The sequence below is a fragment of the Glaciimonas sp. OK215 genome, assembly GCF_057787885.1.
Window position 1 is genome coordinate 4,866,002 of record NZ_CM173544.1, and the last position, 21,539, is coordinate 4,887,540.

The 21,539-nt window shown below is 57.8% G+C and carries 14 protein-coding genes; 9 read left to right on the plus strand and 5 right to left on the minus strand.

Going from position 1 to position 21,539, the window contains the following annotated elements:
• Positions 1-7 precede the first annotated feature (7 nt).
• Positions 8-949 carry a CysB family HTH-type transcriptional regulator gene (locus AC3CHX_RS22540; protein WP_488630214.1) on the minus strand — a complete coding sequence of 314 codons (942 nt, stop codon included), beginning with the start codon at positions 947-949 and terminating at the stop codon, positions 8-10.
• Between the two features lie 160 nt (positions 950-1,109).
• Between AC3CHX_RS22540 and AC3CHX_RS22545 the strand changes: the two genes are divergently transcribed.
• From AC3CHX_RS22545 to cobA, 7 genes are all read left to right on the plus strand, one after another.
• Positions 1,110-1,883 carry a sulfite exporter TauE/SafE family protein gene (locus AC3CHX_RS22545; RefSeq protein WP_488630215.1) on the plus strand — a complete coding sequence of 258 codons (774 nt, stop codon included), beginning with the start codon at positions 1,110-1,112 and terminating at the stop codon, positions 1,881-1,883.
• A 49-nt stretch (positions 1,884-1,932) separates the two neighbouring features.
• Positions 1,933-3,627, plus strand: coding sequence for a nitrite/sulfite reductase (locus AC3CHX_RS22550; RefSeq protein WP_488630216.1), 1,695 nt, complete (start codon positions 1,933-1,935; stop codon positions 3,625-3,627).
• Positions 3,620-4,144, plus strand: coding sequence for a DUF934 domain-containing protein (locus AC3CHX_RS22555; protein ID WP_488630217.1), 525 nt, complete (start codon positions 3,620-3,622; stop codon positions 4,142-4,144). Before AC3CHX_RS22550 ends, AC3CHX_RS22555 begins: the two co-directional genes overlap by 8 nt.
• A gap of 3 nt (positions 4,145-4,147) precedes the next feature.
• Positions 4,148-4,879, plus strand: coding sequence for a phosphoadenylyl-sulfate reductase (locus AC3CHX_RS22560; RefSeq protein WP_488630218.1), 732 nt, complete (start codon positions 4,148-4,150; stop codon positions 4,877-4,879).
• 68 nt (positions 4,880-4,947) lie between these two features.
• On the plus strand, positions 4,948-5,883 hold the full coding sequence (cysD, locus tag AC3CHX_RS22565; RefSeq protein WP_488630219.1) for a sulfate adenylyltransferase subunit CysD: 936 nt from the start codon (positions 4,948-4,950) through the stop codon (positions 5,881-5,883).
• Positions 5,883-7,205 (plus strand): sulfate adenylyltransferase subunit 1, encoded by a 1,323-nt coding sequence (locus AC3CHX_RS22570; protein ID WP_488630220.1) that lies wholly within the window; start codon positions 5,883-5,885, stop codon positions 7,203-7,205. The genes cysD and AC3CHX_RS22570 overlap by 1 nt, the downstream gene beginning before the upstream one ends.
• Positions 7,206-7,219: 14 nt before the next feature.
• Positions 7,220-8,002: a uroporphyrinogen-III C-methyltransferase gene (cobA, locus tag AC3CHX_RS22575; protein WP_488630221.1), complete on the plus strand. Its 783-nt coding sequence runs from the start codon at positions 7,220-7,222 to the stop codon at positions 8,000-8,002.
• Between the two features lie 50 nt (positions 8,003-8,052).
• Here cobA and AC3CHX_RS22580 read toward each other — a convergent pair whose 3' ends face one another.
• The 3 genes from AC3CHX_RS22580 to lptF are packed head-to-tail and all read right to left on the minus strand — an operon-like array spanning position 8,053 to position 10,692.
• Positions 8,053-8,421: a sirohydrochlorin chelatase gene (locus tag AC3CHX_RS22580; RefSeq protein WP_488630222.1), complete on the minus strand. Its 369-nt coding sequence runs from the start codon at positions 8,419-8,421 to the stop codon at positions 8,053-8,055.
• A 10-nt stretch (positions 8,422-8,431) separates the two neighbouring features.
• Positions 8,432-9,562: an LPS export ABC transporter permease LptG gene (gene lptG / locus AC3CHX_RS22585; protein ID WP_488630223.1), complete on the minus strand. Its 1,131-nt coding sequence runs from the start codon at positions 9,560-9,562 to the stop codon at positions 8,432-8,434.
• Positions 9,559-10,692, minus strand: coding sequence for an LPS export ABC transporter permease LptF (gene lptF / locus AC3CHX_RS22590; protein WP_488630224.1), 1,134 nt, complete (start codon positions 10,690-10,692; stop codon positions 9,559-9,561). The genes lptG and lptF overlap by 4 nt, the downstream gene beginning before the upstream one ends.
• A 37-nt stretch (positions 10,693-10,729) precedes the next feature.
• Between lptF and AC3CHX_RS22595 the strand changes: the two genes are divergently transcribed.
• Positions 10,730-12,241: a leucyl aminopeptidase gene (locus tag AC3CHX_RS22595; RefSeq protein ID WP_488630225.1), complete on the plus strand. Its 1,512-nt coding sequence runs from the start codon at positions 10,730-10,732 to the stop codon at positions 12,239-12,241.
• Between the two features lie 2 nt (positions 12,242-12,243).
• Here the strand turns inward: AC3CHX_RS22595 and AC3CHX_RS22600 are convergent, their stop codons facing one another.
• Complete coding sequence (locus tag AC3CHX_RS22600) at positions 12,244-12,474, minus strand: hypothetical protein (protein ID WP_488630226.1); 231 nt, start codon at positions 12,472-12,474, stop codon at positions 12,244-12,246.
• Between the two features lie 100 nt (positions 12,475-12,574).
• On the opposite strand from AC3CHX_RS22600, the gene AC3CHX_RS22605 reads away from it, so the two are divergent.
• Complete coding sequence (locus tag AC3CHX_RS22605) at positions 12,575-21,487, plus strand: glycoside hydrolase family 94 protein (protein ID WP_488630227.1); 8,913 nt, start codon at positions 12,575-12,577, stop codon at positions 21,485-21,487.
• Positions 21,488-21,539 lie beyond the last annotated feature (52 nt).

Consider the following 21,539-nt stretch of genomic DNA (forward strand, 5'->3'; position numbering starts at 1 on the left):
AGACCGGCTACAACTCGTACATTTCCTTTTCACCATTCATCACCTGCTCGATCAGCTTACGATTCATGGTTGGCGCCAGCAGTTCAATAAACGTGTAGACATAACTGCGCAGATACGCACCCTGCTTGACCGCCGCACGCGAGACGTTGGTGCCAAACAAGTGACCGACTTTGATCGCCCGCAGACCGGTATCGCGCTCGGCATCAAATGCCATTCCGGCAATAATACCAACGCCCATGCCGAGTTCGACATAGGTTTTGATGACGTCGGCGTCGATCGCTTCGAGCAACACGTCGGGCTTCAGGTTTCGTAATGAAAATGCATGATCGATCTTGCTGCGGCCGGCAAATGCGCTGTCATAGGTAATCAAGGGAAATGCCGCAATTTCTTCCAGCGTAATCGCTTTCGATTGCAGCAAAGGGTGATCCGGCGGGACCACCACCATATGTTCCCATTGATAACATGGCAAGGTGATTAAACCATCCGCGTTGGCAATCGCCTCGGTCGCCAATGCCAGATCAGCCTGATCGTTGCGCACCATGTCGGCCACTTGCCGCGGATTTCCTTGCAATAAAGATAATCTCACCTTGGGAAACTTCAGCGTGAAGGCCTGCACCACTTTCGGCAGTGAATAACGGGCTTGCGTGTGCGTGGTGGCAATCGTGAAACTGCCGCTGTCGTGGGCCGCGTATTCCTGGCCGATGCGCTTCAGGCCCTCGATCTCCTGCATGATGGCCTCAACCGACTTCAGCACCTGACGCCCAGGCTCGGTCAGGCCGCGTATCCGCTTGCCGTGGCGCGTAAAAATATCGACCCCAAGCTCTTCTTCCAGCTCGATGATGGCTTTCGAGACGCCGGGTTGCGATGTATACAACGCCTTGGCGGCTTCAGTCAGGTTGAAATTTTGTCGCACCGCCTCGCGCACAAAGCGAAACTGATGGAGATTCATGGCATATCCTTCACTTTTTTCACTTTTCTGGACCAGCGTATTGGTTGAACTCAGCTACCGTATTTGCATATATCAAATACGCATATAAGCAAATAAATACTCTGTAGTTGGGAATAAAGGTGAAGTTTATTACGATTCAGGCTGTTTCGTACGAGGCTTTATGACTCTATCTTATGTAGTGAGCGGCTTTGCCGTCGGAATTTTAGTGGGATTGACCGGTGTCGGTGGTGGTTCACTGATGACGCCGCTGCTCACGCTGCTATTCGGCATACACCCGAGCGTTGCGGTTGGTACCGATCTGGCGTTTGCCTCGGCCACCAAGGTCGCCGGGACATTTGCCCATCGCTACAGCGGCAACGTGCGCTGGGATATCGTCCGCCGCTTATGCCTGGGGGCATTGCCGGCGGCGATCATCACTGCACTGGGCCTGAAACACTTCGGCACGGTAAGTACCGAAATGGGCCAGGTTATTCGTTATTCGATTGCCATTTCGGTGTTTCTGACAGTGATTGCTTTGCTGTTTAAGGGTAAACTTCAGGGCTGGCTGAATGCCCATCCTGAAAGACAGCTGAGCGGCAAGAAGTTGACCGCCGCGACGATTTTTTCCGGTGTAATACTCGGTACGTTAGTCACCATTTCATCGATCGGCGCCGGTGCTGTCGGCGCCACCTTGCTGGTGCTGTTGTATCCGCGCCTGTCGCCGGCGGAAGTGGCTGGCACCGACATCGCCTACGCGGTGCCATTGACCGCGATTGCGGCGGCAGGTCACTGGTGGCTGGGATCGATCGACTGGGCATTATTGAGCGCGCTGCTGCTAGGCTCTGTCCCGGGGATTACATTAGGATCTTTGGCCGCGCGCAAAGTACCGGAGAACATTTTACGTGGCTTGCTGGCGATTACGCTGACCAGCGTTGCCGTCAAATTGGTTTTTTAGAGTACATATTAGAGACGTGGTTACGGCCACACCAGATTAGGAATAAAAGATGTATCGCTACGATCAATACGATCACCAGATCGTCAAAGAACGCATCGCCCAATATCGCGGTCAGGTGCAACGCCGCCTGTCGGATGAATTGGCCGAAGATGAATTCCGTATCTTGCGCCTGCAAAACGGCCTGTACATGCAACGTCACGCCTACATGCTGCGCGTGGCCGTACCTTATGGCCTGCTGGCATCGGCACAGGTGCGCAAGTTTGCCTACATCGCACGCAAATACGATCGCGGTTACGGTCATTTCACCACGCGTCAGAACATCCAGTACAACTGGATCAAGCTGGAAGATTCACCGGACATTCTGGCTGATCTGGCGACGGTCGAAATGCACGCGATCCAGACCTCCGGCAACTGCATCCGCAACATTACGTCCGACGAGCTGGCCGGTGTCGCCGCCGATGAAGTCATCGATCCGCGTCCGTACGCTGAAATTCTGCGCGAATGGAGCACCTTCCATCCGGAATTCGCTTACCTGCCGCGCAAATTCAAATTCGCCATCAACGGCGCCGAAGAAGACCGTGTTGCCACCGCAGTCCATGACATCGGTCTGACCATGGTCAGAAATGCCGCTGGCGAAGTCGGCTTCAAAGTAATGGTCGGCGGCGGCATGGGCCGTACCCCGATTATCGGCAGCGTGATCCGTGAATACCTGCCTTGGCAACACGCGTTGACCTACATGGAAGCGATCCTGCGCGTCTATAACCAGCATGGTCGTCGCGACAATATCTACAAAGCACGTATCAAAATCCTGGTGAAAGCCCTGGGTGCGGAAGAATTTGCGCGTCAGGTGGAAGCGGAGTGGCTGGACATCAAGGATGGCCCAGGCACGCTGACGGTTGAAGAACTGCAACGCGTCGCGCAATACTTCACGGCACCAGCCTACGCAACGCTGCCCGCCACCGATGCCGAATTCGAGGCCTTGAAAGCTTCCGACAAGGCCTTCGCCAACTGGCTCAAACGCAACGTCAAGGCGCACAAGGTAAGCGGCTACGCCGCGGTCATCCTGTCGTTGAAAAAAACCGGGGTCCCACCGGGCGATATCACCGCCGACCAGCTCGACTTCGTGGCCGATCTGGCCGACCGTTACAGTTTCGGCGAACTGCGTGTCACGCATGAACAGAACCTGGTGCTGGCCGACGTCAAGATCTCCGAATTGTTCGCAGTCTGGCAAGCCGTCAAGGCACAAGGTCTGGCGACGCCGAACATCGGCTTGCTGACCGACATCATCTGCTGCCCCGGCGGCGATTTCTGCTCGCTGGCGAATGCCAAGTCGATCCCGATCGCCCAGGCGATTGCCGAGAAATTCGACAACATCGACTTTCAGCATGACATTGGCGATATCGAGTTGAACATCTCCGGCTGCATCAACGCCTGCGGTCATCATCACGTCGGCAATATCGGGATTCTGGGTGTCGATAAGGACGGCGCCGAGTGGTATCAAGTCTCGATCGGCGGCGCGCAAGGCAATCGCACCAGCATCGGCAAGATCATCGGCCCATCGTTCTCGGCGCATCAAATGCCAACCGTGATCGAGCGTCTGCTTGAGGTCTACGTGCAACAACGCACCGAAGACGAGCGTTTCATTGATACGGTCTTGCGTCTCGGCGTCGCACCGTTCAAGGAATACATGTATGCCACACCGATCAAAGCCGCACAACCAGTTGGGGAGGACGCCTGTGTCTGACATTATCAAGAACCGCAGCGTCGTCGCCGATGACTGGACCGCGCTCCGTCTGGCTGAAGGCGAAACCGCCGACAGCGTTGCCATACCAGCCGGCAAGGTGATCATTCCGTTCACCGTCTGGCAAGCGCAGCGCGCAACCCTGGCAGGCCGCGCGCAACTGGGCGTCTGGCTCAGCAGCGATGCGCGCCCGGAAGCGCTGAAAGACGACCTCGCGCAGTTCGAACTGATCGCCGTCGACTTCCCGATCTTTACCGATGGCCGCGGCTATTCAATTGCTTTCAACCTGCGTACCCGTTACGGCTATCAAGGTGAACTGCGCGCCATCGGCGATGTGTTGCGCGATCAATTGTTTTACATGTCCCGCGTCGGCTTCGATGCCTATGCCGTACGTGCCGACAAGAACATCAACGACGCGTTGAAAGGTTTGACCGATTTCTCGGAAAAATATCAAACTTCCTGGGACGAAAAAACACCGTTGTTCCGTCGTGTCAATCGCCAGCCAGTAGTGCAGGGATAAATCATGAGCACAACCGATTCCGCCTTGTCTTTGCCCGATCTGATTGCCGCCACCAAAGCGACATTGGAAAAAATCGCCAGCGAATTTACGCCGGCGGTATTTGCCTCCAGCCTCGCGGCGGAAGACATGGTGCTGACCGATCTGATCCTGCGCAACAAGCTCGACATCGGCATCTTCACGCTTGAAACCGGACGTCTGCACGCAGAAACGCTGGGCATGCTGGACCGTATCAAGGAAACCTATGCCTACGACGTCACACCGTTTCGCCCACAGGCCGAAGCGGTCGCTGCCTATGTTGAACAGAACGGCTTGAATGCGTTTTACGACAGCATCGACATGCGCAAGGAATGCTGCCGGATACGCAAGATCGAACCGTTGAACCGGGCGCTCGCCGGGAACAAGGCCTGGGTCACCGGCCAACGTCGTGCGCAGTCGCAAACGCGCGCCGAACTGCACGTACAAGAGGCGGACGAAGCCCACGCAATGACCAAATTCAATCCGCTGGCCGACTGGTCCGAGGAAAATGTCTGGGAATACATCCGCACCAACAACGTGCCGTACAACCCGTTGCACGACAAGGGTTACCCATCGATCGGTTGCGAACCTTGCACCCGCGCCATCCAGCCAGGTGAAGATGTACGTGCCGGCCGCTGGTGGTGGGAAAATCCCGAATCCAAGGAATGTGGCTTGCACGTCGTGGATGGCAAGCTGATACGGATTAAATCTGTCGCCTGATGGCACCAGCGGCGCAACCCGCAAGATGCAAAGCGCCTAAATCAACACCTGAAAGATAAGACACCAACATGAACACTGCTGTAGAAAAACTTTTTCTCGATAACGCCAGTGACCGCCATCTCGACTGGCTGGAATCTGAAGCCATCCATATCATGCGCGAAGTTGCCGCCGAGTGCAGCAACCCGGCGCTGCTGTTCTCCGGCGGCAAGGACTCGGTGGTCATGCTGCGGATCGCGGAAAAAGCTTTTCGCCCGGGCAAATTCCCGTTCCCGTTAGTCCACATCGACACCGGCCATAACTTTCAGGAAGTGATCACCTTCCGCGACAAAAAAGTCGCCGAACTGGGTGAGCGCCTGATCGTCGGTTCAGTCGAAGATTCGATCAAACGCGGCACCGTGCGTCTGCGCAATCCGCAAACCGACTCGCGCAACGCCGCGCAAGCCGTGACCTTGCTGGAAACGATCGCCGAACACAAGTTCGACGCCTGTATCGGTGGCGCCCGCCGCGATGAAGAAAAAGCCCGTGCCAAGGAACGCATCTTTTCGTTCCGCGACGAATTCGGCCAATGGAACCCCAAAGCCCAGCGCCCCGAACTGTGGGACCTGTATAACACCCGCGTGCATCCCGGCGAGAACATGCGCGTGTTCCCGATTTCGAACTGGACCGAACTCGATGTCTGGCAATACATCCACCGCGAAAAACTGGAACTGCCACCGATTTATTTCGCCCATCAGCGCCAGGTGATTCCACGCAATGGCTTGCTGGTACCGCTGACCGATCTGACACCGGCCAAAGACGGCGAAGTGGTGGAAACCCGCGAAGTCCGATTCCGTACCGTCGGCGATATTTCATGCACCTGCCCGGTCGCCTCCGACGCGACCACGGTGGAAGCCATCATCGCTGAAACCGCGATCACGCAAATCACCGAACGCGGCGCTACCCGCATGGACGATCAGACCTCGGAAGCATCGATGGAAAAACGTAAAAAAGAAGGATATTTCTAATGAGTACCGCAGTGTCTGAAAAAAAATCCGTGAATCCTGTGCAAGAACGCGGCCTGTTGCGCTTCATTACCGCGGGTTCCGTCGATGACGGCAAGAGCACCTTGATCGGCCGCCTGCTGTTCGACAGCAAGGGCATTTTTGCCGATCAGCTGGATGCGATGTCGCGCGCCAAACACAAGCGCACCGTTGGCGACACGATCGATCTGTCGTTGCTGACCGATGGCCTGGAAGCCGAACGCGAACAAGGCATCACGATTGATGTCGCTTACCGCTATTTCGCCACGCCGAAGCGCAAGTTCATCATCGCCGATACCCCTGGGCACGAGCAATACACCCGCAACATGGTGACCGGCGCCTCGACTGCCGATGCAGTGATCATTCTGGTCGACGTCTCCAAAGTCAAATTCGGCGACGACGGCAGCGTTGAATTGCTGACCCAGACCAAGCGCCACTCGACCATCGCCCATCTGCTGCAAATCGAGCACGTGATTGTCGCCGTCAATAAAATGGATCTGGTCAACTACGATCAAACCGTGTACGACCGTATCGTTGGCGCTTATCAGGACTTTGCCCGACAACTCGGCCTGCGCGATGTCCGCGCAATCCCGTTGTCGGCGCTGGCCGGCGACAACGTCGTGGCTGCCGGCGACAAAATGCCTTGGCACAAAGGCCCGACACTGATCGAATTGCTGGAATCGCTGAGCGTCTACGATGAATCGCACGACGAGCCGTTCCGTTTTCCGGTACAACTGGTGGCGCGCCACAACGGCCATGAGGCGAATGACTTCCGTGGCTATATGGGCCGGATCGAAGCCGGCAAGGTCAGCAAAGGCGACAAGCTGACCATACAACCAAGCGGCCAAAGCGCTACCGTCAAAGATATTCTGGTATTGGAAGGCTCACTGGAGTCCGCGGTCGTCGGTCAATCGGTGACGCTGCTGCTGGAAGAGCACCTGGACATCTCGCGGGGCGACATGCTGGCCTCGGTCGAGCGTGCACCGACGCTGCTGAAAACCGTCAGCGCCGATCTCTGCTGGCTGTCGGAAGATGCGCTCGACCTGCGTCGCAAATACTGGATAAAGCACACGACCAAGCAGACTGGCGCGCGCATCACCAAGATTGATACCCTGCTCGATATCAATACGCAGGAACGCCGTCCGGCCGAATCGCTGAAACTGAACGACATCGCGCGTGTCTCTCTGAACGTACAGCAGCCGATTGCGGCCGATGCCTACGATGCAGTGCGCGCGACCGGTGCGTTTATCCTGATCGACGAAGTGACGCATCAAACCGTCGCGGCCGGCATGATACGTCTCGACTGAAACCAGGGCACATTATGCAATCCTCTTCCACTTCGCATGCCTCCGGCAGTTTCGGCAAGGTCTACCTGATCGGCGCCGGGCCTGGCGCGGCCGACCTGATCACGGTGCGCGGCGCCCGCATTCTGGCGCAAGCGGAAGTGGTATTGCATGATGCATTGGTGACCGATGAGATGCTGGCCTTGTGCCCACAGGCGATCAAAATTCCCGTTGGCAAACGTTGCGGCAAGCTATCGACGGCACAACAGTTCATCAACAAGCAGTTGGTCGACCATGCCAGAAAGCATTCCCTGGTGGTACGCCTGAAAGGCGGCGACCCGATGCTGTTCGGTCGCGCCGACGAAGAGCTGCGCGCACTGGAAAGTCACGGCATCGAAGTTGAGGTGGTGCCGGGTATCACCGCAGCATTGGCTGCCGCGGCATCGGCACAACAACCTTTGACCAAGCGCGGTGTGTCCCGCAGCGTTGCATTCTTCACCTCCAGCACCGCGCCGGAAGAATCGGATATGACCGTCATTCCGAACTGCGATACGCTGGTGCAATACATGGGCGGCCGCGAAGCCGCTGCGACCGCACAACGCTTGCTGGCGCAAGGACGCGCGCCGTCAACGCCGGTCGTTGTTGTGGAAAACTGCAGCCGCGACAATCAGCATATATTGCGGCTGCAACTGGATCAGCTGGAGAGTGGTCTGGCACAGTGCGAAGGGCCGGTATTGGTGATGATAGGCGAGGCGCTGGCGACACGTGCCGAGCAAGCTTTGGATACCAGGCAGGACGTCTGCAAACAAAACGTCGCTTAGTTTTTCACCTTCGATCCTGATAGGACGTATGGAGCGCGACGATACCGATCTTACAAACTTGCAATGCAATATTGCGCAATCGCCTGCAGCACCGCCGGCTGTTCCCCGGCGGCTTCCACCACTTTGATGGCCATTCCCGGATATTGCTGACGAGCTTGCTCGACCAATAGCGGCAGGTCGCGTTTGACATGTCCGCCCTGCCCTAAAAACACTGGAACGATGCTGACTTCCGCCACGCCGTCTGCCGCGCAATCGGCCAATAGCTGTGGCAATTGCGGCGCCATCAGTTCCAAAAAAGCCAGCGTAACCCGCACATCCGGCAATTCTTCCTGAATGATCTTTTGCAGACGCTCAAACGGTTCCACCCAACTGGCGGCACGCGCGCCGTGGGCGAACAGGATCAATGCGCGTTTGTTCATTTGCCGGCTCCTAGTCAATCAACCGCAACACACCTATCGCCGCCAGCAAGAACAATGCGCTCGGCACTACGGCAGTAACAAATGGCGGCCAGGTATTGAGCAATCCCAGATGCGAGAACAGGCTGTTGACCAACTGGAAACTGACACCGATCATGATGCCGGTAAAAATCTTCAGGCTGACGCCGCCGGCACGGAAATGCAGATACGCAAATGGCAGGGCCAATGCCATCATGACGAAGATCGATAGCGGATAAACCACTTTCTTCCAGAACGCAATTTCATAACGTTCAGTGTGTTGATTGTTTTCTGCCAGATGCTTGGTGTAGGTTCGCAGATCGTAGGCTGACATCCGGTCAGGATCGGCAAACAGGACCGACAGAATCTCTGGCGTGACTTCCGAAACCATGTCCATCGAAGGTATTTTCTTGGTCGCAATCGCCGTATTGATATCGTCGACCGACGCAGTGCCGTTGACGAAGTCGGTTTGCACGACATCCGTCAGGCGCCACACGTGCGAACCGACATAATTGCTATGGTTCGCCAGAATGATGGCGGTCAGGTGAAAATTATGATCGAATTCGTAGACCTTGACGCCCTGCAACTCGCCATCTGGACGGATCTCGCGAATGTTGATAAAGCGCGAACCGACAATCTCGCCAGTGGCGCCATGCTGCCTGATCACATCCTTGCTCCACAAACCGGAACGGAACTGCTGCGAAAGCGATGCACCCTTGGCTTGCAGCTTCAGTTTCTCGGCAAATTCAGCGCTTCTGGGCGCGACGAACTCGCCGATCAGCACGGTTGCCACCACAAACAGAATCCCGATTTTGAATAGCATCCAGGCCGTCATCCTGGTTGACATGCTGGAAACGCGCATGATGGTGAATTCGGAGTGTGCGGCAAATTGCGCGAGTGTATAGATCGTGCCGATCAGCGCGGCAATCGGCATCAATTCGTAGGCGTAACTCGGCAAGCCCAGTAAAACGAAACCGAACGCGTGCTGCAATTTATACCCGCCGCGACCTACCGATTGCAATTCCCCCATCAAATCGAAAAAAGCAAACAACGCCAGAAATGCGGCCAGGGCGAACGAAACCGAGCGCACGATCTCGGTGGTGAAATAACGTTGCAGGACCTTCATGTCGCCGCCGATTTTTTAATCAGGCGGGCATGCTTGAGCGCCGACCATACCACCAGGGGATGGTAGCGGCTATTCACTTTCAAGCGCCACGAGAACAGGAAGAAAATCATGCCCAATACCACCAGATGGACCGGCCACCAGGCCATCAGGAACGACAACCGGCCCTGCACCACCGTGGCCTGGAAAAAGCTGACCGTATTGCTATACGTCACAAACAACAGCAGCGCGATGAGCAAACTGGCCGAGCGGCCGACGCGCGGATTGACAAAACTCAGCGGAATCGCCAGCAGCATCAGACACAAGGCCATCATCGGCAACGACATCCGCCACAATAATTCGCCCATATTAAAGTTGTTAGGGGTTTCCAGCAGTTCTATCGTCGGCAGTGCCCGCGCCGACTTATCGCCACTCAGCGCTTGCGATTGACTGGCGACCAAAGTGCCGTAACGCTCGAATTCCATGATCCGGAAATCGCTCTGCGTACCGGTACTGTCATAACGGCGGCCTTTCGACAGAATCAGAAATTTATCGCCCTTTTTATCTTCCTCGACCATGCCTTCCTTGGCGATCACGATGCTGTTCTTGCCGTCTGCCTGGGTGTTGATAAAAACGTTCTTGACCTTGTTGCTATCGCCTGAAATGCCTTCGACGAAAAAAATCCGATTGGCTGCGGCAGACTCCTGAAACTTGCCCGGAGAGACTTTCGATAAATCCTCGCGCTTCTCAAAGCGCTCGCGATACTCCCCGCTCTTGGTATTCGCCCATGGGGTCGCGACGAAACTCAGGATGGCAGTCAACAGCACGATCGGCAAACCAAACAGCAGTACCGGCGGGATCCATTTGGTCAGGCTCAGACCGGAGGCAAACCAGACCACCATTTCGGAATCCTGATAGCTGCGAGTGACCACCAGCAGCACCGAAACGTAGCCGGTCAGAATCAGAATGATGGGTAAATAATTCAAGGCCTGAAAGCCGATCAGCGCGATGACATCAGCGGATGCAATCGTGCCCCCGGCCGCCTGGCCGAGAATCTTGATCAACATCACGGTGATGGTAATTGTGAAGAGCGTGGTGAACACGGCGCCTGCCGTACTCAACAATTCGCGTCGAAGTGCGCGCTGAAAAATCATGGGGGGACTATAATTGATGATCGATAAGGAGTAACTGATGGACTTTAGCATAAAAACACACGACGCAAAAACCTCAATTGCCACTCTCAAATCCGGCTGTATCGCAGTCGGAGTCTTCGAAAACAAGAAACTCTCCCCCCAAGCGCAAGCGCTCGACAAAAGCGGCGAAATTACTGCAGCACTGAAGTCCGGCGACATTTCGGGCAAGCCGGGCTCGACCTTGTTGTTGCGCAAAGTGACCGGCACCGCTGCCGAACGCGTACTGCTGATCGGTCTCGGCCCGGAAGGCGAACTCAACGACAAAGTTATTTCCATGGCGGCACTCTGCGTTGCACGCGTGGCCGCCACACTCGGCGCCAGCGATGCAGTGATCGCGCTGCCATTCACCGACATCAAGGAACGCGATCAGGCATGGGCCATCCGCACCACCGTTGGGGCGCTGCGTGACAACGACTATCGTTTCGACACGCTGAAAAGCAAAAAAGACACAGCACCGGCCGGCGTCAAGAAATTCGCTTTCCTGGCCACGGCGGCACAGGCGACTGCCGCCAAAGAAGCATTGGCGCAAGCTGTCGCGCTGGCCAACGGTACCGATCTGACCAAGGATCTGGGCAATTTGCCGGGTAACGTCTGCACGCCGACCTACCTTGCCAACGCCGCCAAGAAACTGGCAAAAGAATTCAAACTCGGCGTGGAAGTCCTCGACCGCAAGCAGCTCGAAGCGCTGAAAATGGGCAGCTTCCTGTCGGTCGCACGCGGCAGCGATCAGGCCCCCAAGTTCATCGTGCTGAAACACCTCGGGGGCAAAGTCAAAGACGCACCTGTGGTGCTGGTCGGAAAAGGCATTACCTTCGACTCCGGCGGTATTTCGCTGAAGCCCGGATCGGGCATGGACGAAATGAAATACGACATGTGCGGCGCCGCCTCGGTATTGGGCACTTTGCGCGCGATCGCCGAGATGAAACTCAAGTTGAACGTCATCGGCGTCATTCCCGCGGCTGAAAACATGCCGTCCGGCAGCTCTACCAAACCGGGCGACATCGTTACCTCGATGTCCGGTCAGACCATCGAAGTCTTGAATACCGATGCCGAAGGCCGTCTGGTGCTGTGCGATGCCCTGACCTACGTCGAGCGCTTCAAGCCGGCTGCGGTCGTCGATATCGCGACCCTGACCGGCGCCTGCATTACCGCGCTAGGCCACCACAACTCCGGCTTGTTCAGCCGTCACGACAGCGCCCATGACGTCTTGGCCAATGAATTGCTGAGTGCCGGCAAGGCGACGGGCGACACTGCCTGGCGCATGCCGATCGAAGACAGCTACCAGGAGCAATTGAAGTCGAACTTTGCCGACATGGCAAATATCGGCGGCGCCGCTGCCGGCAGCGTTACGGCCGCCTGCTTCCTTGAGCGCTACACCAGGAAATATACCTGGGCGCATCTGGATATCGCCGGTACCGCCTGGAAAAACGGCGCAGCCAAGGGAGCAACCGGACGCCCGGTGCCGCTATTGACCAACTTCCTGATTAATCGGGCAGCGTTGGCCAAGTGAAATCAGTCTGGTAAAAACAGGCGGTCGGCCCCAAAACCGACCGCCTGTTTTACAAATTGCCCGAAGCAAAGCAAGCGCAACAACCGCAGTACATCAGCAAGTTCCGCATTTCGTATAGCCCCCTCCCCTACGCTTCTCGCCATCGCAATAATTCCCGCGTAAGCCGGAATGATCGTTGCCTTGCGTAACTTTTTAATACCTGTAGCATTGCAGATATTCATCGCACTTTTCAAGTAGCGTCTCCCCCGCCGTTTTGGCCGCGCGCTGGGCTGCACGACAGTAAGGATATGACCCATCTGTAGCATCCACGATACACAGAAAGGGATACTGGAATTGAAAGCATATTTCAAGAACTTGCCAGGCGAACTCGATCAGCAGATTCGCCGTCTGGGTGAACGCTTCGGCACCACTACAACGTTCTCCAAATCAGCCTCCGACGAGCGGCCATTGCGCGCGGAATTATTCAGCGCCCTGCAAATGGAACAGCATGGCAAGCTGCTGGCCACCAACCACCAGATCAATCCGCAACGGACCCCGGATCAATTACTCCCGCGTCTGGCAGAGAATGAACGGGTGCTGATGCACGCCTGCAATCTGCTGATCGCGGCAGTCAAGGTCAAACGCCAGATCACGCCGGCGGCCGAATGGCTGCTGGACAATTTCTACCTGATCGAAGAACAGATACGCACCGCCAAGCGCCATTTGCCCAAGGGCTACAGCCTGGAATTGCCGCGTCTGCTGAAAGGGCCATCGGCCGGTTTTCCGCGGGTCTATGACATTGCGCTGGAAACGATCTCGCATGGCGACGCCCGGGTTGACCCGGAAAGCCTGAGCCGGTTTGTCGCCGCCTATCAGAAAGTCATGCCATTGAAGATGGGGGAATTGTGGGCGATTCCGATCATGCTGCGGCTGGCGCTCATCGAAAACCTGCGGCGCGTCGCGGCGCGCCTTGCGATTGGCAGCGAACACCGCAATCTGGCCGACTCCTGGGCCGACCAGATGACCAACATTCTCGAAAGCGATCCGAGCAATCTGATCCTGGTGATCGCCGACATGGCGCGTTCCGATCCTCCCATGGTGGGATCGTTCGTGGCGGAACTGGCGCGCCGCCTGCAGGGCCAGGGACCGGCACTGGCATTGCCATTGACCTGGATCGAACAACGGCTGTCGCAAGCCGGCGATACCATCGAACAACTGGTATTGACGGAAATTCAGCAACAGGCGGCTGATCAGGTGTCGATCAGCAACAGCATCGGCAGCCTGCGCTTTCTGGCCAGCATGAACTGGCGCGAGTTCGTCGAAACCATGAGCGTGGTCGAACAGACGCTCCAAGACGATCCCGGTTCGGTCTATGGAAAAATGGATTTCAATACACGCGATGAATATCGCCATAGCGTCGAAAGCATCGCCAGGCATTCCCATCTGACCGAACTGGAAGTCGCCCAGCAAGCGCTGGCACTGGCGCAACAGGCTGCCGCCAGGCTGACCGGCATCAATGGCAGCAACGCCGATCCACGCCAGGCGCACGTCGGCTACTACCTGATCGATGACGGCTTGCCGCAAATTGAAAAAATCGCAGCCGTACGCCGGACCGGTCTCGATGGCATTCGAAAATCCGTTCGTCGCATGCCGCTGCGGCTGTACCTCGGCGGCATCGCCTTGCTCACCGCACTGTTCACCGGCGGCTTGTTGTATCACGTGTATACCCATGCTTACCCCGCACACGCCAGCGATTGGCAATTGCCGCTCATCGCCTTGCTGGCGCTGATCGCCACCAGCCATCTGGCCGTGGCGCTGGCGAACTGGCTGGCAACCTTGCTGGCCAAGCCGCAGCGGCTGCCGCGCATGGATTTCTCCGAAGGCATACCGCCCGAAGCACGCACACTGGTGGTCGTGCCAAGCATGTTGATCCACGCCGACAACGTCGCTGACCTGTGCGAGGCGCTGGAAGTCCGTTTTCTGGCAAATCGCGGTCCGCATTTGCACTTTTGCCTGCTCACCGATTTCCGCGACGCCTCCAGCGAGAGCCAGCCGGAAGACGCCTTGCTGCTGCGGCTGGCGGAGCAACGCATTGATGAACTAAACCAGAAATACAACCCGGAGCGGCACAATACCTTTTTCCTGTTCCATCGGCCAAGACGCTGGAATCCGCAAGAAAACATCTGGATGGGTTTTGAACGCAAACGCGGCAAACTGGCGCAGTTGAATGCCTATCTGCGCGGCGGCGCGCGTGACGCCTTCATGCTGATTGTCGGCAGACCGGGAGTGCTGTCGAACATCAAGTATGTGGTGACGCTCGATACCGATACCCTGCTGCCGCGCGATGTCGGCTGGCAGTTGTCCGGCGCCATGGCGCATCCGCTCAACAGGCCGTACTACGACCCGGCGCTGCAACGGGTCACCGCCGGTTACGCAATTCTGCAACCGCGTGTCGCTACCAGCCTGCCCGGCAACAATACTTCTTATTACGCCCGCCTGTACGGCGGCGATTCCGGCATCGACCCGTACACCCGCGCGGTCTCGGACGTCTATCAGGATTTATTCAAGGAAGGCTCGTTCATCGGCAAAGGGATTTACGATGTCGATGCCTTTGAACACACGCTGGCGGACCGTCTTCCAGAGAATCAGATTCTCAGCCATGACTTGCTGGAAGGCTGTTATGCGCGCTCCTGCCTGCTCTCCGATGTCCAGCTCTATGAGGAATATCCGAACCGCTACGGCACCGACGTCAGCCGGCGCCATCGCTGGATCCGCGGCGACTGGCAAATCGCCGGCTGGTTGCGGTCACGGGTGCCGGGAGCCGATCCCGCAACCGCCCGCCAACCGAATCCGCTATCGACTTTGTCGCATTGGAAAATATTCGACAATCTGCGCCGCAGCCTGGTCCCCAGCGCACTGTTTCTATTGCTGACTCTGGGTTGGACCTTGCTCAATGCGCCGCTGTTCTGGAGTGCCACGGTAGCCGCCATTATCATCTTGCCGTACATGATCGGCTCGCTCCAGGAGCTGCTGCGCAAACCCAGCGACGTCTTGCTGCAACAGCATCTGACGGCGGTGCTGCGCACCAGCGGCGGTTACCTGGCACAGGCCTTGCTGACGCTGGCTTTTCTACCGTATGAAGCGTGCTTCAGTCTGGATGCCATTCTGCGTACCGGCTGGCGCATGCTGGTATCGCGGCGACGCTTGCTGGAATGGAATCCTTCCAGCGAAATCAATCGCCACAGCACATCCGACATACTGAGCAGCTTCCGCGCGATGTGGGTGTCGCCGGTACTGGCAATCGCGCTGACTATCCTGGTAACGTCGCGCACCGCATTGCTGATCGCGGCGCCACTGCTGGCGCTGTGGTTATATGCGCCGGCGATCGCCTGGTGGATCAGCCGTCCGCTGCAACCGCCACAGGCCCAACTGAGTGCCGAGCAGCACCGTTTTCTGCGTAAGTTATCGCGTAAAACCTGGGCATTTTTTGAAACCTATGTCGGCCCCGAAGACAACTGGCTACCGCCCGACAATGTGCAGGAACAACCGGTCGCGATAATTGCGCATCGGACCTCACCGACCAATATCGGGATGGCGTTGCTGGCCAACCTGGCCGCTCACGATTTCGGTTACATCCTGACCGAGCAACTGCTGGACCGTACCGATAACACCCTGCGCACGCTGGCAACGCTGGAACGCTATCGCGGCCATTTCTATAACTGGTACGACACGCAGTATCTGAAGCCGCTGCATCCGATGTATGTATCGACGGTCGACAGCGGCAATCTGGCCGGCCATCTGCTGACTTTGGAAGCGGGTCTGAGCGCCTTGAGCGAGCAACCGATCATTGGCAATCAGTGGCTGCGCGGACTCCAGGACACGCTGTCGATTTTGGCGGATGTGATCAAAGTTGCGGAAAATCCGACCGGGAATGCCACCAGCGAACGCGCCGACTTCAAGGAAGAATTGGCAGCGGCCTGCGCATCGCCGCCGATCAGCCTGAGCGCGTTACAACAACTGATCGAACGCTTGACCAGCGGTGCCCTGCAAATAGAACGCGAGGTGCGTGCCAGCCCAAGTTCCGAGGCCGCGTGGTGGACCCGGGCGCTGGTCCACCAATGCCGCGAAGCCAAGGATACGCTGGCATGGCTGGCGCCGTGGATGGTGTTGCCGCAACATGCTCTATGGATGACCGAGTTGCCGCGTCTGAATCACATTCCGACCATGCGCGATCTGATCGCCCTCGAAGTGCTGCAACAAACCCAGCCCGGCCCGGCCCCTGCCAACCCTGCCAACCCTGCCGATGATGTCGATGCAGCGGCGCCCCGCGTGTGGACTCCGGAACAAAGCACACAACTGGCGGAAATTTACAGCAAAGTGATCGAGGCCGCGCAACGCGCTGCCGAGTGCCTCAAAACCATTACCCGTCTGACGCTGCAACTGCGCGAATTGGCGCAGATGGAATACGAATTCCTATACGATCAAGCCAGTCACTTGCTGGCGATCGGTTACAACGTCAGCGAACGGCGGCGCGATGCCAGCTATTACGATCTACTGGCATCGGAAGCGCGACTGTGCAGTTTCGTCGCCATCGCCCAGGGTCAGCTGCCGCAAGAGAACTGGTTTTCGCTGGGACGGCAACTGACCACCGCCGGCGGTGCGCCGATTCTGCTGTCGTGGAGCGGTTCGATGTTCGAATACCTGATGCCGCTGCTGGTGATGCCGACCTTTGACAACACCCTGCTCGACCAGACCTATCGTGCCGCGGTCAAGCGCCAGATCGACTACGGTGGACAAACCGGTACCCCATGGGGAATTTCGGAATCGGGCTATCACGCCTTCGATGCCAGCCTGAATTATCAATACCGCGCCTTCGGCGTGCCCGGGCTCGGCCTGAAACGCGGACTGGCTGACGATCTGGTAATTGCACCGTATGCTTCGGTACTGGCATTGATGGTCGCACCGGAACAGGCTTGCCTGAATTTGCAACGGCTTTCGGCGGACGGATTCCAGGGTAAATTCGGTATGTACGAAGCCATCGATTACACCCCGGCGCGACTGCCGCGCGGCCAGTCGCAGGCGCTGATTCAGTCGTTTATGGCGCACCATCAGGGCATGAGCTTGCTGGCACTGACCTACTTGTTGCTGGATCAGCCGATGCAACGGCGCTTTGCCTCCGACCCTTTATTCCAGGCTACCATGCTGTTGCTGCACGAGCGCGTACCGAAGGCCAGCGCGTTCTATTCCAACACCAGCGAACTGGCGGAAATCCGCACCGTTGCCGCCAGCGTCCAGGAGATGCCGGTACGGATTCTGGGCAGTGCCCACACGCCGGTCCCGGAAGTCCAGCTGCTCTCCAATGGCCGCTATCACGTGATGGTCAGCAATGCCGGTGGCAGTGCCAGCCGCTGGCGCGATCTCGCCGTCACGCGCTGGCATGAGGACACGACCTGCGACAACTGGGGGACCTTCTGCTACGTGCGCGACCTTGGCAGCGGGGTGTTCTGGTCCAGTGCATTTCAACCGGCCCGCAAGCAAGCACAGGACTACGAAGTGATCTTCTCCGAAGGACGCGTCGAATTTCGCCGACGCGATGCCGGCGACGGTCATGACATCGAAATGCATACCGAAATCGTGGTCTCGCCGGAAGATGATATCGAACTGCGCCGCAGTCACATCACCAATCGCTCCCGCAGCCGCCGCACCATCGACATCACCAGCTATGCGGAAGTAGTGCTGGCGCCGGCCGCCGCCGATAGCGCGCATCCGGCTTTCAGCAATCTGTTCGTCCAGACCGAGATCCTGCCGGAGCAACGCGCGATCCTGTGTACGCGCAGGCCGCGCTCGATGGCCGACCAGATGCCATGGATGTTTCATCTGATGGCAGCGCATGGCGCCAAAATCGACGCCATTTCGTACGAAACCGATCGCATGCAATTCATCGGTCGTGGCCGTACCATCGCCGCCCCGCAAGCGATGCTGAGCCAGGATGCGCTGTCCGGCAGCCAAGGTTCGGTACTCGACCCGATCGTGGCGATCCGCTACCGCATCACGCTGGCGCCGGAACAAACGGTGACCATCGACATGGTGACCGGCGTCGGCGAAACGCGTGACGCCTGCCTGACGCTGGTCGAAAAATATCAGGACCGGCATCTGGCCGACCGGGTGTTCGATTTGTCGTGGACCCATAGTCAGGTCATATTGCGCCAGATCAACGCGTCCGAAGCCGATGCCCAACTGTATGGGCGGCTGGCGAACTCCATCATTTACGCGAATAATTTGCTGCGCGCCGAGGCCAGCGTGCTGATCAAGAATACGCGTGGCCAATCCGGCCTGTGGAGCTACGCCATCTCCGGCGATTTCCCGATAGTCCTGTTGCAAATCAAGGACATCGCCAATATCGAGCTGGTACGGCAACTGGTACAAGCCCACGCCTACTGGCGCCTGAAAGGTCTGGCGGTCGATCTGGTGATCTGGAATGAAGACCATGCCGGTTACCGGCAATTGCTGCAGGATCAGATCATGGGCTTGATTGCGGCCGGTATCGAAGCCCATGTGATTGATCGGCCGGGCGGGATTTTTGTACGGCCAGGCGATCAGATTGCCAACGAAGACCGGATTCTGCTGCTCTCGGTAGCGCGCATCGTGATTACCGATAGCGGCGGCACACTGGCCGAACAGGTGAATCGACGCGGCTCACCGGAAGTAAGGGTGCCGCGCCTGATCGCCAGCAGAAGTCCGGCGGGCTCGTTGAGCGTCGGCCCGGTACAGCTGACCCAATCCGACAGCCTGATGATCAAGCGCAGCGATCTGATTTTGTCGAATCAGTATGGTGGCTTCACGCCGGATGGCCGCGAATATGTGATCACCACCAGCGAACGGCAACAAACCCCGGCACCGTGGGTGAATGTCCTTGCCAATGCCGAATTCGGTACGGTCATCTCAGAAAACGGGATCGCTTATACCTGGGGTGAAAACGCCCATGAATTCCGGTTAACGCCGTGGCATAACGATCCGGTCAGCGCCGCCAGCGGCGAAGCATTCTATCTGCGCGATGAAGAAACGACCGAATACTGGTCTCCGACCCCGCTGCTTTCCGCGCGTGCCCCGGCACCGGTCTCGGGCGGCGCTGCGGCAGCGCCCTACGTGACCCGTCACGGCTTCGGCTACAGCGTGTTCGAGCACGTTGAAAACGGTATCGCCTCGGCACTCTGGGTGTATGTTGCAACCGATGCCTCGGTCAAATTCTCAGTACTCAAATTGCGCAACGATTCCGGCCGCACCCGCAAACTCTCGGCGACCGGTTATGTCGAATGGGTGCTCGGCGACCTGCGCCAGAAATCCGCCATGCATGTCATCACCGAGGTTGATCCCAACAGCGCTGCGATATTTGCGCACAATGCCTACAACACCGAGTTCAACCAGCGGATTGCCTTCTTCGATGTCGATGACCGCATCCGCACCCTGACCTGCGACCGCAGTGAGTTCATCGGCCGTAACGGTTCATTGCAGCAACCGCAGGCGCTGGAGCGTACGCACTTGTCGGGGAAAGTCGGTGCCGGGCTTGATCCGTGCGCCGCCCTGCAAGTCCCGTTTACACTGGCCGACGGCGAGGAACGGCAGATTGTCTTCATGCTGGGACTCGCCAAGAATGGCAGCGCCGACGCCAGCAGCCTGGTGCGACGCCTGCGCGGCACGGCGGCAGCGCAAAGCGCCCTCGACGCCGTGCATCGCTATTGGGATCAGACGCTGGGCGCGGTGCAGATCGATACGCCGGATGCCTCGCTGAATGTGCTCGCCAACGGCTGGCTGATGTATCAAACCATTGCTTGCCGCCTATGGGCGCGCAGCGGCTACTATCAGTCCGGCGGCGCCTTCGGTTTCCGCGATCAATTGCAGGATGTGATGGCGCTGGTGCATACCCAGCCGCACCTGTTGCGCGACCACCTGGTGCTGTGTGCCGCCCATCAATTTGTCGAAGGCGATGTGCTGCATTGGTGGCACCCGCCATCGGAGCGCGGGGTTCGCACCAAGTGTTCCGACGATTTTCTGTGGCTGCCGCTCGCCACCTGCCGCTACGTGATTGCCACCGGCGATCTTGGCGTGCTGGACGAAACTGCACATTTCCTGGAAGGCCGGCTGGTAGGCGAAGACGAGGATTCCTATTACGATCTTCCGGCGCGCTCTACCGAGTCAGCCAGTCTGTACCAGCATTGCATGCGCGCGATCACCCATGGCTTGCGCTTCGGCAGCCACGGCTTGCCCTTGATCGGCACCTGCGACTGGAACGATGGCATGGATAAAGTCGGTGAGCACGGTCGTGGTGAAAGCGTCTGGCTGGGCTGGTTCCTGTACGAAGTGTTAACCGGCTTCGCCGAGATCGCAAAACTGCATCACGACATCGAATTTGCCGATATCTGCAACAGCGAAGCAAAAAAACTGCAGGCCAACATCGAAAACAATGCCTGGGATGGCGAATGGTATCGCCGCGCCTACTTCGACGATGGTACGCCACTCGGTTCCGCCAGCAACCCCGAATGTCAGATTGATTCGATCTCGCAAAGCTGGGCCGTCCTGTCCGGCGCAGGCAATCCCGATCGCGCAAGGACGGCGATGAATTCAGTCGACCGCCGTCTGGTGCGGCGCGATGCCGGCCTGATCCAGTTGCTCGATCCACCGTTCGACCAGTCGGCGCTCAATCCGGGTTACATTCGCGGCTACGCGCCGGGCGTACGTGAAAACGGCGGCCAGTACACCCATGCAGCGATCTGGACCATCATGGCCTTCGCCCGCCTCGGCGACCGGCGGCGCGCGTGGGAGTTGCTGGGCCTGATTAACCCGGTCCATCACGGGCAGAGCGCGACCAGGATAGCGACCTATAAAGTTGAGCCGTATGTGATTTCGGCCGATGTATACGGCGTCAAGCCGCATGTCGGGCGCGGTGGCTGGAGTTGGTATACGGGTTCGGCGGGCTGGATGTATCGGCTGATTGTCGAGTCTCTGCTAGGCTTGACACTGGAATGCGACCGGCTCTCGTTCAAGCCATGCCTGCCCGCAGCATGGCAACGTTTTTCTTTACGCTATCGCTACCGCAGCACTACTTATCACATTGTGGTGACGCAACACGGCGAAGCGGAAAACAATATCAGCGTCGACGACGTATTGCATGCAGGTTCAGTGCTGACCTTGATCGACGACCAGCACGAGCATGTGGTGGAGATCAGGCTGGCCGCTAGCGCCGGCACTGAAAGCACGGCCGGCGAGTGATGACGTTGACACTCGCTAACGCGGATGCGCTGTCCTGAAATAATTCGGTGAC

Excerpts from the sequence above, each read along its gene's own strand:
- AC3CHX_RS22545 (WP_488630215.1), top strand. The coding sequence starts at position 1,110 with ATGACTCTATCTTATGTAGTGAGCGGCTTTGCCGTCGGAATTTTAGTG.
- cobA (WP_488630221.1), top strand. The coding sequence starts at position 7,220 with ATGCAATCCTCTTCCACTTCGCATGCCTCCGGCAGTTTCGGCAAGGTC.
- cysD (WP_488630219.1), top strand. The coding sequence starts at position 4,948 with ATGAACACTGCTGTAGAAAAACTTTTTCTCGATAACGCCAGTGACCGC.
- AC3CHX_RS22595 (WP_488630225.1), top strand. The coding sequence starts at position 10,730 with ATGGACTTTAGCATAAAAACACACGACGCAAAAACCTCAATTGCCACT.
- AC3CHX_RS22570 (WP_488630220.1), top strand. The coding sequence starts at position 5,883 with ATGAGTACCGCAGTGTCTGAAAAAAAATCCGTGAATCCTGTGCAAGAA.
- lptG (WP_488630223.1), bottom strand. The coding sequence starts at position 9,562 with ATGAAGGTCCTGCAACGTTATTTCACCACCGAGATCGTGCGCTCGGTT.
- AC3CHX_RS22540 (WP_488630214.1), bottom strand. The coding sequence starts at position 949 with ATGAATCTCCATCAGTTTCGCTTTGTGCGCGAGGCGGTGCGACAAAAT.
- AC3CHX_RS22550 (WP_488630216.1), top strand. The coding sequence starts at position 1,933 with ATGTATCGCTACGATCAATACGATCACCAGATCGTCAAAGAACGCATC.
- lptF (WP_488630224.1), bottom strand. The coding sequence starts at position 10,692 with ATGATTTTTCAGCGCGCACTTCGACGCGAATTGTTGAGTACGGCAGGC.
- AC3CHX_RS22560 (WP_488630218.1), top strand. The coding sequence starts at position 4,148 with ATGAGCACAACCGATTCCGCCTTGTCTTTGCCCGATCTGATTGCCGCC.
- AC3CHX_RS22580 (WP_488630222.1), bottom strand. The coding sequence starts at position 8,421 with ATGAACAAACGCGCATTGATCCTGTTCGCCCACGGCGCGCGTGCCGCC.